Genomic DNA, 14,495 nt, shown 5'->3' on the forward strand with positions numbered 1-14,495 from the left:
GGCGCCACCGGGGCGGAGTCAGCCGACCAGCAGCTGGTGGCTGGCGAGCTCCCGGTACAGCGGGTCGGTGGCGGTCAGTTCGGCGTGGGTGCCGACGGCCACCACCCGGCCGCCGTCGAGGACGACGATCTGGTCGGCGTCGACCACCGTGGCGAGCCGGTGCGCCACGATCAACAGCGTCCGGCGGACGGCCACCGCGTCGATGGCGCGGCGCAGCGCGACCTCGTTGCGGGAGTCGAGGTTGCTGGTCGGCTCGTCCAGCAGCAGCACCGGCGGGCCGGCGAGCAGCGCGCGGGCGATGGCCAGTCGCTGCCGTTCACCCCCGGAGAGCAGGACGCCGCCCTCCCCCACCTGCACGTCGAGGCCCTGCGGGGTGCGCTGCGCCAGGTGGCCCAGGTTGACAGCGTCGAGGACCTCGCGCAGCCGGTCGTCGGCGGCGTCCGGGGTGGTGATCAGCAGGTTCTCCCGCAACGTGCCGGCCAGCACGGGGGCCTCCTGCTCGACGTAGCCGAGCCGGGCCCGCAGCGCGTCGCGGGGCAGGTCCCGCACGTCGGTGCCGTCGAGTCGGATCGCACCGGCGCTGACCTCGTAGAACCGCTCGACCAGGGCCAGCAGGGTGGACTTCCCGGCGCCGGAGGGGCCGACCAGGGCGGTCCGGGTGCCGGCGGGCACCGCGAAGGTGACCTCGTGCAGCACCGTCTCGCCACCCGGGTAGCCGAAGCCCACCCGGTCGAACTCGATCATCGGGGTCGGGCGGCGCGGGGTCGCCGTCGCGGTGGCGGGCGCCGGCCGGTCGCCCGCGCCCTCGGCGGGCACGGCGAGGATCTCCTCGATCCGCTGCAGGGCGCCCAGGCCGGACTGCAACTGGGTGTACGCCCGCAGCACCTGGCCCAGCGGCAGCGCGAGCAGGAACAGGTACATGACGAACGCGACCAGGTCACCGACGGAGATCGCCCCGGCGGCGACCCGCGCCCCTCCGATGCCGAGCACCAGCAGAAACGCGCCCTGCACGGTGACCGAGCCGATCGGGCCGACCAGCGCCTGCACCCGGGCCACCCGCAGCCCCGCCGTGTACGCCTCCCGGGCGCTGCCGGTGACGGTCTGCGTCTCCCGGGTCTCGGCGCGGCTGGCCCGGATGGTCCGCGCCGCCGAGATGGCCCGTTCCACCGCCGAGGTCATCTCACCGATCCGCTCCTGGGCGGTCCGGGCCAGCGCCCGGACCCGGCGGGCGAAGGTGGCGGCGAAGGCCAGCCCCAGCACCACCCCGAGCAGTGTGACGCCGAACAGCAGCGGGTCGAGCAGCACCATGGCCGTGCCGGCGCCGACCACCGTCACCGCCCCGGTGACCGTCTCGAAGAGCCCGGAGGTGACGACGGCGCGCAGCAGCGTGGTGTCCGAGCCGACCCGGGAGAGCAGGTCGCCGGTGCGCCGGCGGTCGTACTCGGCGATGGGCAGCCGCAGCAGGTGACCGGCCAGCCGGCGCCGGGTGCCCAGCACCAGCCCTTCGGCGGTGCGTTGCAGCAGGTAGTCGCGCAGCCCGCCGATCGCCGCGGCGAGCACCACGAGGGCCACCAGCACCGCCACCAGCTCGGACACCCCCTGCTCGGCGCCGATCCGGTCGAGCACGGACCGGGTGAGCAGCGGCTGCGCCAGCGACGCCGCCGCGCCGGCCAGCGACAGGGCGCCCACCACGACCAGGGTGCCGCGGTGCTCCCGCAGGTACGGCAGCAGCGCGCCCAGGCCGACCGGCCGACCAGCGGCGGCCCCGCCGCCCGGCCGGTCTGTCGCGGTGCCGCCGGCCGGCCGGTGCGTCGAGGTGCTCATGGCGGGAACGGTAGTCCGCCGTGTCACCACGGCGGGCGCGCTCCGGCCCGGCGGGTCAGGTGGCGAGCACCACCTGGAGTTCCTGGCGGCGACGGTCGGCCAGGTCGGTGAGGAGGGCGGGGGCCTCGTCGAACGGCACCACCGCCGAGACGAGGTGCTTGCGGATCGTGTCGCCGTACGCCCGGAGCAGGTCGATGGTCTCGGCGGAGAGCCGTTCGCGGTCCCAGGTGGGTGCGAGCCCGCGTGGCACCCGGCCGATCTGGGCGCAGCGCAGCGACAACCCGTTGTGGTGAAACTCCTCACCGAGGCGCACCGCGTCCGCGCCGCCCTGGTAGAAGGCGAGGTCGATCACCGTGCCCTGGGGGCGCAGCAGGCGCAGGGCGAGGTGCAACGCCCACGCCTGCCCCCGGCACTGGAACACCACGTCGGCGCCCCGGTCGCCTGCGGTGTGCGCCCACCGGGTCTTGAGCACGACCGCCGGGTCGTCCGCGTCCGGGTCGAGGGTTTCCAGGCCGAGGGCCTCGGCGACCTGACGGCGGTGCGGGGTCGGGTCGAGCACCACCACCGACGCGGCGCCGTTGCGCCGGGCGAACAACGCCGTCAGCAATCCCACGACACCGGCGCCGATGACGGCGACCCGTCGGCCGCGTACCCCGTCGCCGAGAGCCCGGACGTCGGTGCCGTGCAGGTCGGCGGCGGCGTGCAGCAGACCGTTGGCGCAGATCGGGCCCATGTGCGCGACGTACACGCCGAGCAGTGGGTCCAGGTCGTCGGGCAGCGCCACGAACCGTTCGGCGACCGGGTCGGCCAGCCAACCGGTGCGGTGCCCGTACGTCATGGCACCGACAGTGCCCACCGCGACGGCCGGGGTTTCGCTCTCCACCACCCGGCCGACCTGCATGTAGCCCAGTCGCGTCACCGGGTAGGGGGTGCTGGCCGGGCCCGGCTGGAACAGCCCCAGGTCGGCGTTCCAGGTGACGTTCAGGTAGGGGTTCGTGCCCTTGACGTAGCTCAGCTCGGTGCCGGCGGAGACACCGCTGAACAGCGTCTCGACCCGGAACGCGCCGGGACGCAGCGGCGCGGCGTCCTGTTCGACCAGATCGACCTGGCCGGGACCGGTGACCACCACGACCTTGTCACGCATCGACGGTCACCCCGCTGGCGAGCACCGTCGGCGCGGTCGCGGTGGCGAGCCGCACGGTCGTGCCGGTACGGGCCGAGTCGGCCACCGCGAGGGCCAGACGTTGGGTCGCGAGGGCCTCGGCGTACGGGACGCGCACGTCGTCGCCGATGCCGCGGACGGCGTCGACGAAGGCGCGGTCCACCGCCACCCGGGCGGCTTCCGGGTCGGCGGGGAGGTGTCGCTCGCCGTCGGCGTCGCGGATCGACAGCCCGTCCTCGGTGATCGCGAGGGCCAGCCCGTCGGCGAGGATCTCCAGGCCGGCGCGGTGCTTCCAGCCGAGGACGCAGGCGGCGCTGAGCGTGCCGACCGCGCCGTCGGTGAAGCGCAGTGCGGCGGTGGTCACCGAGTCGATGTCGGCGCCGTCGACCGGCGGCGGTGTGCCGTTGCCGTACGCGGTGACCTCGGTGACCTCGCCGGCCAGCACGCGGATCAGGTCGAGCACGTGGGCGGCCTGCTCGACCACCGGGCCGCCGGAGCGGTCCCGCCGCGACCACCACGCCACCGGGGGCACCTTGTCCAGCCAGGTGCCGCTGACCATCCGCACCGGGCGGTCGGCGAGCAGGTCGCGGGCCTGGTCGAGCACGCTCAGGTAGCGCCAGTGGTGACCGACGGCGGTGCGCAGCCCGCGCCGCGCGACCAGGTCGGCGATCCGCTCGGCGGTGTCCAGGTCGACAGCGACGGGCTTCTCCACGAACATCGGCACCCCGGCCTCGATGATCGCCTCCTCGGCGGGGCCGTGCGCGAACGGGGGCACGCAGACGTACACGGCGTCCAGGCCGGTGGCCAGCAGTTCGCCGACGTCGGCGCAGGCCCGCCCGTCGTGCTGGGCGGCCAGCGCGGACGCGGCCTCCGGCGCGACGTCGGTGACGCCGACCAGTTCGACGTCGTCGAACCCGGCCAGCACCCGCGCGTGGCGCTGCGCCACGCCGCCGGCTCCGACCAGACCCACCCGGCATTTCCGCATCCCGACATCCCTTCGAAGACTTTTCAGCTGCGCTGGGAGCAGTCCCCTGGGGTGTGCGCAATCAAACGTTCATCCCCCGGGAACGCGCTGACGTCCCCTCTGTGATCAAGCTGTTGCCAGGAAAGCGGTTAGCGCGTGATGCGGAATGGGAACAACCAAATTCGGTTTTTCCACGCACGAATGGAGGGGTGCCCGTGCGGGATACGACATCGAGCGTGTCACCGGTGGTGGAGGCGTGGGCCACGTACCGGACGACGTCGGCTGCGGACTGGCCGACCCGTCGGCTGATGCGTGCCAAGGGTGAGACCCGGGTCAGCGTGGTGCTGCCGGCGCGCAACGAGGAGGCCACCGTCGGCGCGATCGTGTCGACGATCCGCGAACACCTGATGGATCGGGTCGCCCTGGTCGACGAGCTGATCGTGGTGGATTCCCGCTCGACGGACCGGACCGCGCAGGTGGCCCGCGCCGCCGGCGCGGAGGTGGTCAGCCAGGACGCGATGACCCGCGGGTTGCCCCGGCTCACCGGCAAGGGCGACGCGCTCTGGGCCGGGCTGGCCGCCGCCGAGGGGGACGTGGTGGCGTTCATCGACGCCGACCTGCGGGAGTTCCGGCCGCACTTCGTCAGTGGGCTGCTCGGCCCGCTGTTGACCGACCCGTCGGTCGACTTCGTGAAGGGCTTCTACCACCGGCCCCTGGTGGGCACCGCCAACGTGGAACAGGACGGTGGGGGCCGGGTGACCGAGTTGATGGCCCGTCCGCTGCTCAACCTCTTCTGGCCGGAGCTGTCCGGTTTCGTGCAGCCCCTCGCGGGCGAGTACGCGGGCCGCCGCGACGTGCTGGCCCAGGTGCCGTTCGTCTCCGGGTACGGGGTGGAGACGGCCATGATGATCGACCTGCTCGATCTGGTCGGCCTGGACGCGCTGGCGCAGGTCGACCTCGGTGAGCGCAAGCACCGGCACCAGGACACCGCCGCCCTGGGTCGGATGTCCGCGCAGATCATGCTGACCGCCTGGTCCCGGTTGCAACGGCGCGGCTGGGCCACCCCCGGGTTGGCGCCGGAGGCGTTGCTGACCCAGTTCCGTCGCGGCGGTTCCGACACCCTGCCGAACCTGGACCGCGAGATCGTGGTCAGCGACGTGTCCATCGAGGAACGCCCGCCGTTGGCCGAACTGCGCCACCGGGTTCCCCGCCGGGTGGCCGCCGCGTGAGCGCGAGGAGTGAGCCGGTCCTGCGAGCCCCGCAGTCGCGAGCCCAGGGTCCAGTGAGCGCGCAGGGCCTCACCGTGCTGATGAACGCCGGCCCGTGGCTGTCCGTGCCACCGCCCGGCTACGGCGGCATCGAGAACGTGATCGCCACCCTGGTGCCGGAGCTGCGGCGGCTCGGCGTACGGGTGGTGCTCGCCTCGGTGGGCAGCAGCACGCTGCCGGTCGACGAGCAGGTCTCGGTCTTCGCCGACGGGCAGTTCGCCGCGTTGCAACGGCCGTACAACCAGGTCTGTGGGATCGCCCAGGCGCACCTGGCCGGGGTGGTCCGTGAGCTGCACTCCCGCGACGACATCGACCTGGTGCACGATCATGTCGAGGCGGTCGGGCTGGCCACCCTCGCCGCGATGGGGCCGGCGGGGCCGCCGACCCTGCACACCCTGCACTGGGACCTGGCCAAGCACCCGGCGCTCTACGGCAGCCTGGACGGTGGCGACCGGGTCCGGGTCAACGGCGTCTCCGCGTCGCAGCTGGCTCGCGCCCCGCAAGCGCTGCGGGAGCACTCGGTGGGGCACGTGCACCTGTCCACCCCGCTGGCGGTCGACGCCGACCGGCGACCCCGGCCGCAGAAGGGCGAGCACCTGCTCATCCTGGGTCGGATCAACCCGGGCAAGGGGCAGGACGTGGGTGCCCGGCTCGCGCACCGGGTCGGTCTTCCGCTGGTGCTGGCCGGCCCGGTCGGGCCGTACCATCGGCCGGCCGATCTGGCCGCGGCGGGCGACGAGGCCCGGCAGAACCCGGACGTGCGGTTCTTCCTCGACGAGGTGGCCCCGCACGTCGACGGTGACCTGGTCCGCTGGGTCGGCACCGTGGCCGGCCAGGAGCGCGACGACCTGCTGGCCAGCGCCCGCGCGTCGCTATTCCCGCTGCGGTGGGAGGAGCCGGGCGGCACGGCGGTCGTCGAGTCGCTCGCCCTGGGGACACCGGTGGTGGCGACGGCCCGGGGTTGCCTGCCGGAGCTGATCGAGCACGGTCACACCGGGCTGCTCACCGCCGACGAGGAGGAGTTGGGCGATCTTCTGCTCGCCGCCGAGTTGCTCGACCCGGACGAGTGCCGGCGGGTGGCCGCGCAGCGCTTCACGCCTGCGGTGATGGCGCAGCGCTACGTCGAGCTGTACGAGCGGGTCCGGCAGTCGGCGCGCGCGCCGCGATTGCTGCCGGCCTGACCGACGGCAGCAACCACGGCGCGCGCGGCCAGCCGGTTTGTCGGTAGCGGCAGCGGGTAGCCCGCAGCGCTCATGCCCGCCGTGCGACGAGGAGCCGGGAATGGTCGGACCGATGGCGCACTCCCGGGCCCGGGCCAACCCGGCGGACGGTAAACCGCCGGTACGGCGCGCGGCGGCGACGGTGGGGGTGCTGTTCCTGCTGATCGGCGTGCTCGGGTTCGTGCCGGGGATCACCAGTGGCATGGACGCGCTGCGCTTCGCCGGGCACGGTTCCGGCGCGTACCTGTTCGGCGTCTTCCAGGTGTCGGTGCTGCACAACCTGGTGCACCTGGCGTTCGGGGTGGCGGGTCTGCTGCTGGCGCGGACGGTCACCGGTGCCCGGGCGTTCCTGATCGGCGGCGGCGCGGTGCTCCTGGTGCTCTGGCTCTACGGGCTGGTGGTGGACCAGGACACCGGGGCGAACGTGCTACCGGTCAACGACGCCGACGGCTGGCTGCACCTGGGCCTCGGCGTGGTCATGATCGCGTCCGGTGCGCTGACCGGTCGGCCTCGCTGACCGGTCGGCCTCGTCGCTGACCGGCCGGTTGCGGCGCGTGACCTGTCTCGCCTCCGACGTCGGTCCGGTTTGACCGGGAACGGCGTCGGGTAGTTGGCAGATCCCGACCCAGCAGCGAATTGAGGCGCCGATGTCGAGCGGGATCACCTGCGAGGTGCGCACCACGGCACCGGTGGCGGTCGTCCGGCTCACCGGCCCGTTGCACCTCGGCACGATGCGTTCGGTGCATCAGGCGCTCAGCGACGCGCTCGTCGACCAGCCGGAGGCGCTGGTGGTCGACATGGCCGGGGTGACCGTCGAGGACCGGCTGGCGCTGTCGGTGTTCGCCGCGACCGCCCGGCGGGCCGAGGAGTGGCCGGCCGTGCCGGTGCTGCTCTGTGCCCCGTCGCCGGTGGCGGCGCGGTGGCTGGCCGAGTCGAGCACCTGCCGGGTGCTCCCGGTGTCAGCGGACTGTGCGGAGGCGACCCGGTTGGCCGACGCGTCGTCCGCGCTGCGGATACGGGCCCGGCTGGAGCCGGTGGCCGAGGCCTGCCGGCGGGCCCGGGAGTTGGTCACCGACGCGTGCGCGCGGTGGAACCTGCCCGACGCGTCCGGCCCGGCCGCGTTGGTGCTCAGCGAGCTGGTCGGCAACGTGGTCCGGCACGCCGGCACGCCCATGCAGGTGACGGTGACCCTGCGCCGACCGTACCTGCACCTGGCGGTGGTGGACGGCAGCAGCGCCCAGGCGCGGGCGGGCGGCACGGACCTGCGCGCCGAGGGCGGGCGCGGGCTGATGCTGGTCCGGGAGCTGGCCCAGCGGTGGGGCAGCGTGCCGGCCGGTCAGGGCAAGGCCGTCTGGGCGATGCTGCCGGCGACCTGACGGTTCGAGGCGCTTGCGCCCGGTACCAGCGTTCTGACCGAATTTAGCGCTCTGGCCTGGTTACATGGTGCGAGGGTCGGGTAGGCACGCCCGTCCTTTCTGCCGTCACGACGGGGTGAGCAGCCATGCCCAAGCGGGTAACCACGGAACCCGGTCGCGATCGGGGCCCGGCGATCCTGGCACCGGCCCGGTTCGGAGGGTTCCCGGGGCCGGTACGGACACCGATCCCCGGCAACACCTTGATCAAGTTCCTGGCCACCACCGACCACAAGCAGATCGGCCTGCTGTATCTGCTGACCTCCTTCGCCTTCTTCGTACTGGCCGGTCTGGAGGCGATGGTGATGCGGGCCGAACTGGCCCGCCCCGGGATGCAGTTCCTCTCCCCCGAGCAGTACAACCAGCTCTTCACCTCGCACGGCGCGGTGATGCTGCTGCTGTTCGCCACCCCGGCGGCCTTCGGTTTCGCCAACTACATCGTGCCGATCCAGATCGGCGCGCCGGACGTGTCGTTCCCCCGCCTCAACGCGCTGGCCTACTGGCTGTACCTGTTCGGCGGGCTGATGGTGGTCGGCGGGCTGATCACACCGCAGGGCTCGGCCGACTTCGGCTGGACCGCCTACACGCCACTGAGCAGCGTCGAGAACTCCCCCGGGGTGGGCGCAAACATGTGGGTGCTCGGCCTGGTCGTCTCCGGGCTCGGCACCATCCTCGGCGCGGTCAACCTGATCACCACGATCCTCACCCTGCGCGCGCCCGGCATGACCATGTTCCGGATGCCGATCTTCACCTGGAACATGCTGTTCACCAGCGTGCTGGTGATCCTCGTCTTCCCGCTGCTGGCCGCCGCGCTGCTGGCGCTCTCCGCCGACCGGTTGCTCAACGCGCACGTGTACGACGCGGCCACCGGCGGCCCGATGCTCTGGCAGCACCTGTTCTGGTTCTTCGGCCACCCCGAGGTCTACATCATCGCGTTGCCGTTCTTCGGCATCATCACCGAGATCATTCCGGTGTTCTCCCGCAAGCCGCTGTTCGGCTACACCGGGATCGTGCTGGCCACCATCGCGATCACCGTGCTGTCGATGACGGTGTGGGCGCACCACATGTTCGCCACCGGCCAGGTGCTGCTGCCGTTCTTCAGCATTCTGAGTTACCTGATCGCGGTGCCGACCGGTGTGAAGTTCTTCAACTGGATCGGCACCATGTGGAAGGGGCAGCTCACCTTCGAGACACCGATGCTGTTCGCCATCGGCTTCCTGGTCACCTTCCTGCTCGGCGGGCTCACCGGGGTGCTGCTGGCCAGCCCGCCGGTCGACTGGCACACCCACGACAGCTACTTCGTGGTGGCGCACTTCCACTACGTGGTGTTCGGCACCGTGGTCTTCGCCCTCTTCGCCGGCTACTACTTCTGGTGGCCGAAGATGACCGGGCGGCTGCTCGACGAACGACTCGGCAAGGCGCATTTCTGGACCATGTTCATCGGCTTCCACGGCACCTTCCTGGTGCACCACTGGCTGGGCAACGAAGGCATGCCGCGCCGGTACGCCGACTACCTGCCGACCGACGGATTCACCACCCTGAACACGATCTCCACCATCTTCTCGTTCATCCTCGGCCTGTCCACCCTCTTCTTCATCTACAACGCCTGGAAGTCCTGGCGGTACGGGGCGATGGTGACGGTGGACGACCCGTGGGGCTTCGGCAACTCCCTGGAATGGGCCACCAGTTGCCCGCCGCCGCTGCGCAACTTCGACCGGATGCCCCGGATCCGCTCCGAGCGCCCCGCCTTCGACCTGAAGTACGGTCCGCTCGTCGCCGATCTGGGCCGCGACCTGCCGCAACGCACCACGAAACCGCCACAGCACTTCGCCGAGGAGCTGCGGTTGGAACACCACGTCCCGGAGTCGCCGGCCGCCGAGGGCGCGCACGGCGCTCGCGAAGCCGTCGAATACCAGCCGGCGCCGCGCTCCGGCGCGCGGCCGGTGGACGTGCCGGAGCCCGAGGGCGTCCGCCGGCCGAGCTTCGAGCAGAGCGACCCGCCGCAGGACGCCGAGGACGCGCCGAAGCCGCACGAGCGCTGGCGGCACCCGCACAGCGACGGCACCCCCGAAGAGCACTGACCGGGGGGTACGCGAACAGGGAGGGCCGACACCCAGCCGGGTGTCGGCCCTCCGCCTGTGCGGGTACCTGGTGCGGTGTGGTCAGTCCCGGGCCGGCGCCAGGCCGGCGGCGGTGAGCGACCGGCGTACCGCGGGCTGGACCCGGGTCAGCCGCAGCGGCACCCCGGTCCGCTCCGCAGCGTCGCGCCCGGCCATCAGCGCGGCGATCCCACCGGCGTCGAAGCCGCCCGCGCCGACCAGGTCGACGACCACCTCGCTGGGCTGACCGGTGACCGCCTCCAGCATGGCCCGACGCAACTGGTCCGCGCCGTCGCGGTCGATCTCGCCGCCCACCTCGACGACCACCGAGTCGCCGTTCTGCTTGACCGAGATCCGGGTCTTGCCCGGGTCGGGTTCGGCGGCGCCGTTCTGCCACGGCGGCGGCGCGTCGGCGAGCATCGCCTGGCGCAGCCAGGTGAGCGCCCGCGACAGCAGCCGGGACACGTGCATCTGCGAGATGCCGAACCGGGCGGCGATCTCCGCCTGGGTCTGGTTGCCGTAGAAGCGCATCGCGAGGATCCGCCGTTCCCGCCAGGGCAGTCGGTGCAGCAGGCCGCTCACCGTCACCCGGTCGTCGACCGACTCCAACGCGTTGTCCGACTCGCCGACCAGGTCGCCGAACTCGGCGGAGCTCTCCCCACCCACCGGGGCGTTGAGGGAGGCCGGACTGTACCCGGCCGCCGACTCCAGGGCGGCGAGGATCTCCTCCTCCGGGGTCTCCAGCCGGGCCGACAGCTCGGCCACCGACGGGGCTCGGGACAGCTCACTGGTGAGCGCGGCGGTGGCCTGCCCCACCTCGAGGATCAGGTCCCGCAGCCGGCGGGGCACGTGCACGCCCCAGGTGCGGTCCCGGAAGTGCCGTTTGATCTCGCCCACGATGGTGATCGCGGCGTACGCGGTGAACGAGCCCCGTTCCGGGTCATAGCGGTCGACGGCGTTGACCAGCCCCAGCCGGGCCACCTGCTCCAGGTCTTCCAGCGGCTCTCCGCGCCCCCGGTAGCGGCGGGCCAACCGCCCGGCGAACGGCAGCGCGAAGCGCACCAGGTCGTCCCGAGCCTCCCCCCGCCGCTCCGGCGGCAGCCCGGCGATCCGGGCCGCGTACGCCATCGCCGCCGCGTCGAGATCCTCCAGACCTCGATCGGTGGGTGGTGGTGTGGTCGTGGTCGTGCTCGTCTGTCCGAACATCCGCGCCTCCCTCAGGAAGGTCCCCCGCCCGGATCGGGAAACCGGTCGTGCGCGTGGTCGAGCCACGCACCGGGCCGGAAAGTGGGTCAGTGACTGGGATGCCAGCGGGCGACACCGCCTCTACGCGGCGCAATCAGGCCGTCGCAGCCAGCGATGTTCCCGCTCCGTAGGTACTCAATCACGGGACCCCGGGTTCGCGAGGATGTTTCGGCGTCCTCCGTCTCAGGAGACCAACAACCCCTGGTGGCCGCCGCTGTCGCGGAGCACTGCCAACGCCTCGGCGACCCCCAGAGGGGGCGGCGCGGGCAGGTCGTACGGCTGGGCCCGCAGCACCTCGGTGGCCCGGCGGGTGGGCACCGAGGTGACCGGGTAGCCCCGGGCGGTGGTGCGGTCCAACGCCCGACGCCGCCGGCCGAACCCGGCGACGGCCAGCCACTGCGGCAGCCCGGCCAGCGCGGGCGAGCGCACCCCGGGCGGCTCGGGCAGCACGTCCACCGAGCTGAACGCCTCGCTGCCGGCCAACCACCACTCGGCCTCGTCGACGCTGCGGCGGGTGGCGTTCTCGCACCAGTACGGCACCAGCCCCGCCCGCACCACCTGCCACGGGTCGAGCAGCCGGCCGCACTCCACCACCAACCGGTCACCGGTCTTGCCGGCGCGCCGCAGCCACCGCCGGTACAGGTCGGCCACGCCCGCGCTCAGCGCCGCCGGCCGGGGCACCAGCACCCGGTGCAGCGGGTGCTGGTGCTGGGCGGTCCAGTCCCGCGCGGCCAGCTCGAAGCCCGGGTCGACGCCGTGCTCAGCGTCCGCCGACGGTACGGACACCTCCGGTGGCTCCCACCGGGTCGCGTCGCCGCCGACGGAGCGCAGCACCTGCCGCAGGGCGTGGCTGTCCGGGTGGAAGTCCACCGGGTCCAGCCCGCTGCCCGGGCAGCCGACCTGGAAGCTGTGCCCCGGGGCGCGCTCCAGCGCCGGCCAGGTGCGCGCGTCGCGGACGAGCAGCACCGGCGCACCCGGCATCAACCGGTCGGCCAGAAACGTCGCGTACGCGGCCGGTAGGGCCCGCCACGCGGCGGTCAGCGACACGGTCGCCCCGGTCAGCGCGCCACGGCTGGCCGGGCAGTGCACCTGACGCAGGTGCAGGTCGGCGTTGCCGGCCAGCAACCGGGTGGCGAGTGCCGCGCCGTGCTCCGCGGCGTCCGCCGGGCGGTCCACCCCACCCTCGGACCAGTGCACCGTCATCTCGAAGCCCGCGGGCAGCCACGGCACGCCGAGAGCCACCGCGAGGTGCGCCACCGCGCCGTGCGGGGAGCCGATCAGCACCCCGGGGTAGCGCCGCCGGGGGTACTGGTCGACGAACCAGCGGGCCACCCGGGCGGCATCCACCTCGTCGGTCTGGGCCACGGTCAGCGCGACCCGGCCGGCGGCGCGGGTGGCGGCCGCGCGGCGTACCGGTTCGGGGGCGCCGGGGAAGCGCGACGTCGGCCCGGTGTGCCCGAGGTCGGCGCAGTCGACCCCGCGCAGCGCCCGCGCGGTGGCGGCGACCAGCACCCGGGCGCAACTGCCCGCTGCCACGACCCGGTCGCCGGCGAGACCGGCGCCATCGGCCGTGAGCCCCTTGTGCACCTTGTGCACCGGCCCCACCTTGCCTCGTTCGCTCACCACGCGGCCCGGCTTCCCGTCCCGATGGGGTTCAAACGGGGCATCACCCACCCGGCGGCACATTCCGCTGGTCAGCGGGGTGCCCCGGTCATCACCGGCGTTCGGTCGCGCGGGTTTCGGCAGGGTCAGGGCGGGCACTTCCGGGGCCATGCGCACCGACGACACCAGCGAGCCCGCCGCCGCCACGATCACCCCGTACGAGGACGGACCGCTGCTGGTCCGTGGCGACTTCGCGCTGGTCACCCCTGACGGCGAGCGCATCGACGCGCGGCGCGGCACGGTGGCACTGTGCCGGTGCGGCAAGTCGGCGCTCAAGCCGTTCTGCGACGGCACCCACAAGGCGATCAACTTCCGGGCGGGCACCACCCGCGAGCGCTGATCCACGTCGTCGCGTCACGCCGCGCAGGCGCACGGACGAGCCACACCAGAGTCACGCCGCCTTTGCTCTGCACTCGCCCACGCGCCAGTTACGCAGCGTGCGTGGTGCGCGGGCGGGTGCAGAGCAAAGGACGGATTCCGCGCGGCAGGCCCCACCCCGACAGCCGGCGGTGTGGATCAGACGAGCGCGGGCGGAGACGGCGGGGCCACCGCGGGCAACGCGACGAGCGACACCGTGGGCGGCAGGTCCGGCGGGGCTGGTGTCCGCAGCGAACTGCGGTCGGCGGCCCAACTGCCCAGCAGGTGCGCGGCGAACAGCCGGTCCACCGCCAGCCCGGCCGCCGCGCCGAAGAGCACGTCGCAGGCGAGGGCCGGCTCCAGGCGGACCAGGCCACCGCACATGTCGTGCGCGGCGATCTGCTCGTGCACCGCGTCGGCCTCGACATGCTCGTCGTAGAAGCGGGTGGCCACCTCGTCGAAGCCGAGCCGGCGCAGCCCGTTGCCGTAGCGGCGGTTGGGCAGCGAGGAGGTCATCTCGAACGCGGCCAGGTGCCCGAGCAGCGCGCCGCGCAACCGTCGGTGCAGCCCGAACAGCGACATCACGTTGTTGGTCGCCAACGTCACCGCCGGCACCACGTCGACGTGGGCGCCGTAACCGGTGTCCAGGCCCAGCCGGTCGAGGGTACGCCGGAACAGCTCGGCGTGCATCAGGTCCAGCCGCCCGTTGCCGTACTCGTCGGTCTGGATCTCCACGAGCGCGGCCTTGGCCGGACCGCCGAGGCGGGGCAGCGCCCAACTGTGCGGGTCCGCCTCGCGCAGGTGGTAGACGGAGCGGTGGGCGACGAACTCGCGGAACTGGGCGAGGTCGGCGCGTCGTTGCAGCCAGGCGGCGAGCGCCGGGCCGTCGTCGGCCGCGACCAGCTCGGTCAGGCCGGCCGCCACCCCGGCGGCGGGCACCGACGGCGCCCCGACCAGCCGGCGCAGCGCCGCCTCGAAGACCCGTTCGCAGCGGGCCCGCAACGCCAACAGTGTCGGCTGCCACTCCCACGACTCGTCCACCCCGAGCCAACCCCGGTAGTGCAGTTCGTAGCAGAGGAACAGCGTCAGCTGAAGGTCCTCGTCGACGATCGGGTCCGCCGCGTCGAGGCCGACGCCGAGATCGGTCGGCAGGTCGTGCGGCGGACGCCGCAGCGCCTCGATGACCGCCGTGGAGAGCGGGCCCCGCGCCCTCGGCAGGGTCGCGGGACCGTAGCGGCGGTCGGCGGGTACGGACATCGGACCTCCAGCGTCGTCGGGCCGC

Annotated in this window: 12 protein-coding genes; 6 read left to right on the top strand and 6 right to left on the bottom strand. The window is 73.3% G+C overall.

Going from position 1 to position 14,495, the window contains the following annotated elements:
• Positions 1 to 18: 18 nt before the first annotated feature.
• The 3 genes from QCZ28_RS09745 to QCZ28_RS09755 are packed head-to-tail and all read right to left on the bottom strand — an operon-like array spanning position 19 to position 3,971.
• Positions 19 to 1,824: an ABC transporter ATP-binding protein gene (locus QCZ28_RS09745; protein ID WP_279516276.1), complete on the bottom strand. Its 1,806-nt coding sequence runs from the start codon at positions 1,822 to 1,824 to the stop codon at positions 19 to 21.
• Between the two features lie 55 nt (positions 1,825 to 1,879).
• Positions 1,880 to 2,968: a zinc-binding alcohol dehydrogenase gene (locus QCZ28_RS09750; RefSeq protein ID WP_279516277.1), complete on the bottom strand. Its 1,089-nt coding sequence runs from the start codon at positions 2,966 to 2,968 to the stop codon at positions 1,880 to 1,882.
• Positions 2,961 to 3,971 carry a Gfo/Idh/MocA family oxidoreductase gene (locus QCZ28_RS09755; RefSeq protein WP_279516278.1) on the bottom strand — a complete coding sequence of 337 codons (1,011 nt, stop codon included), beginning with the start codon at positions 3,969 to 3,971 and terminating at the stop codon, positions 2,961 to 2,963. The genes QCZ28_RS09750 and QCZ28_RS09755 overlap by 8 nt, the downstream gene beginning before the upstream one ends.
• 227 nt (positions 3,972 to 4,198) lie before the next feature.
• Between QCZ28_RS09755 and QCZ28_RS09760 the strand changes: the two genes are divergently transcribed.
• The 5 genes from QCZ28_RS09760 (at position 4,199) to ctaD (ending at position 9,931) form a co-directional block, all read left to right on the top strand.
• A complete protein-coding gene (locus QCZ28_RS09760; protein WP_279516396.1) occupies positions 4,199 to 5,179 on the top strand; it encodes a glucosyl-3-phosphoglycerate synthase in 981 nt (326 codons plus the stop codon).
• Positions 5,180 to 5,259: 80 nt separating this feature from the next.
• On the top strand, positions 5,260 to 6,399 hold the full coding sequence (locus tag QCZ28_RS09765) for a glycosyltransferase (protein ID WP_279516397.1): 1,140 nt from the start codon (positions 5,260 to 5,262) through the stop codon (positions 6,397 to 6,399).
• A gap of 112 nt (positions 6,400 to 6,511) precedes the next feature.
• Positions 6,512 to 6,955 carry a DUF4383 domain-containing protein gene (locus QCZ28_RS09770; protein ID WP_279516398.1) on the top strand — a complete coding sequence of 148 codons (444 nt, stop codon included), beginning with the start codon at positions 6,512 to 6,514 and terminating at the stop codon, positions 6,953 to 6,955.
• A gap of 130 nt (positions 6,956 to 7,085) precedes the next feature.
• Positions 7,086 to 7,814, top strand: coding sequence for an ATP-binding protein (locus QCZ28_RS09775; RefSeq protein WP_279516279.1), 729 nt, complete (start codon positions 7,086 to 7,088; stop codon positions 7,812 to 7,814).
• A gap of 125 nt (positions 7,815 to 7,939) precedes the next feature.
• Positions 7,940 to 9,931 carry a cytochrome c oxidase subunit I gene (ctaD, locus tag QCZ28_RS09780; RefSeq protein ID WP_279516280.1) on the top strand — a complete coding sequence of 664 codons (1,992 nt, stop codon included), beginning with the start codon at positions 7,940 to 7,942 and terminating at the stop codon, positions 9,929 to 9,931.
• 81 nt (positions 9,932 to 10,012) lie between these two features.
• Here ctaD and QCZ28_RS09785 read toward each other — a convergent pair whose 3' ends face one another.
• Both QCZ28_RS09785 and QCZ28_RS09790 read right to left on the bottom strand, forming a co-directional pair.
• A complete protein-coding gene (locus tag QCZ28_RS09785) occupies positions 10,013 to 11,155 on the bottom strand; it encodes a SigB/SigF/SigG family RNA polymerase sigma factor (protein WP_279516281.1) in 1,143 nt (380 codons plus the stop codon).
• 222 nt (positions 11,156 to 11,377) lie between these two features.
• Complete coding sequence (locus QCZ28_RS09790; protein ID WP_279516282.1) at positions 11,378 to 12,820, bottom strand: hypothetical protein; 1,443 nt, start codon at positions 12,818 to 12,820, stop codon at positions 11,378 to 11,380.
• Positions 12,821 to 12,965: 145 nt separating this feature from the next.
• Between QCZ28_RS09790 and QCZ28_RS09795 the strand changes: the two genes are divergently transcribed.
• Positions 12,966 to 13,196, top strand: a complete 231-nt coding sequence (locus QCZ28_RS09795) for a CDGSH iron-sulfur domain-containing protein (RefSeq protein WP_279516283.1) — start codon at positions 12,966 to 12,968, stop codon at positions 13,194 to 13,196.
• Positions 13,197 to 13,372: 176 nt separating this feature from the next.
• On the opposite strand, the gene QCZ28_RS09800 is transcribed toward QCZ28_RS09795, so the two are convergent.
• Complete coding sequence (locus QCZ28_RS09800; RefSeq protein WP_279516284.1) at positions 13,373 to 14,470, bottom strand: iron-containing redox enzyme family protein; 1,098 nt, start codon at positions 14,468 to 14,470, stop codon at positions 13,373 to 13,375.
• Positions 14,471 to 14,495: the final 25 nt, after the last annotated feature.

Origin of the sequence: Micromonospora sp. DH14, assembly GCF_029809455.1 — a bacterium.
Classification (GTDB): Bacteria; Actinomycetota; Actinomycetes; order Mycobacteriales; family Micromonosporaceae; genus Micromonospora; species Micromonospora parva.

Coding starts and splice junctions, on each gene's coding strand:
- QCZ28_RS09745 (WP_279516276.1), bottom strand. CDS start 1,824: ATGAGCACCTCGACGCACCGGCCGGCCGGCGGCACCGCGACAGACCGG.
- QCZ28_RS09750 (WP_279516277.1), bottom strand. CDS start 2,968: ATGCGTGACAAGGTCGTGGTGGTCACCGGTCCCGGCCAGGTCGATCTG.
- QCZ28_RS09755 (WP_279516278.1), bottom strand. CDS start 3,971: ATGCGGAAATGCCGGGTGGGTCTGGTCGGAGCCGGCGGCGTGGCGCAG.
- QCZ28_RS09765 (WP_279516397.1), top strand. CDS start 5,260: ATGAACGCCGGCCCGTGGCTGTCCGTGCCACCGCCCGGCTACGGCGGC.
- QCZ28_RS09770 (WP_279516398.1), top strand. CDS start 6,512: ATGGCGCACTCCCGGGCCCGGGCCAACCCGGCGGACGGTAAACCGCCG.
- QCZ28_RS09775 (WP_279516279.1), top strand. CDS start 7,086: ATGTCGAGCGGGATCACCTGCGAGGTGCGCACCACGGCACCGGTGGCG.
- ctaD (WP_279516280.1), top strand. CDS start 7,940: ATGCCCAAGCGGGTAACCACGGAACCCGGTCGCGATCGGGGCCCGGCG.
- QCZ28_RS09785 (WP_279516281.1), bottom strand. CDS start 11,155: ATGTTCGGACAGACGAGCACGACCACGACCACACCACCACCCACCGAT.
- QCZ28_RS09795 (WP_279516283.1), top strand. CDS start 12,966: ATGCGCACCGACGACACCAGCGAGCCCGCCGCCGCCACGATCACCCCG.
- QCZ28_RS09800 (WP_279516284.1), bottom strand. CDS start 14,470: ATGTCCGTACCCGCCGACCGCCGCTACGGTCCCGCGACCCTGCCGAGG.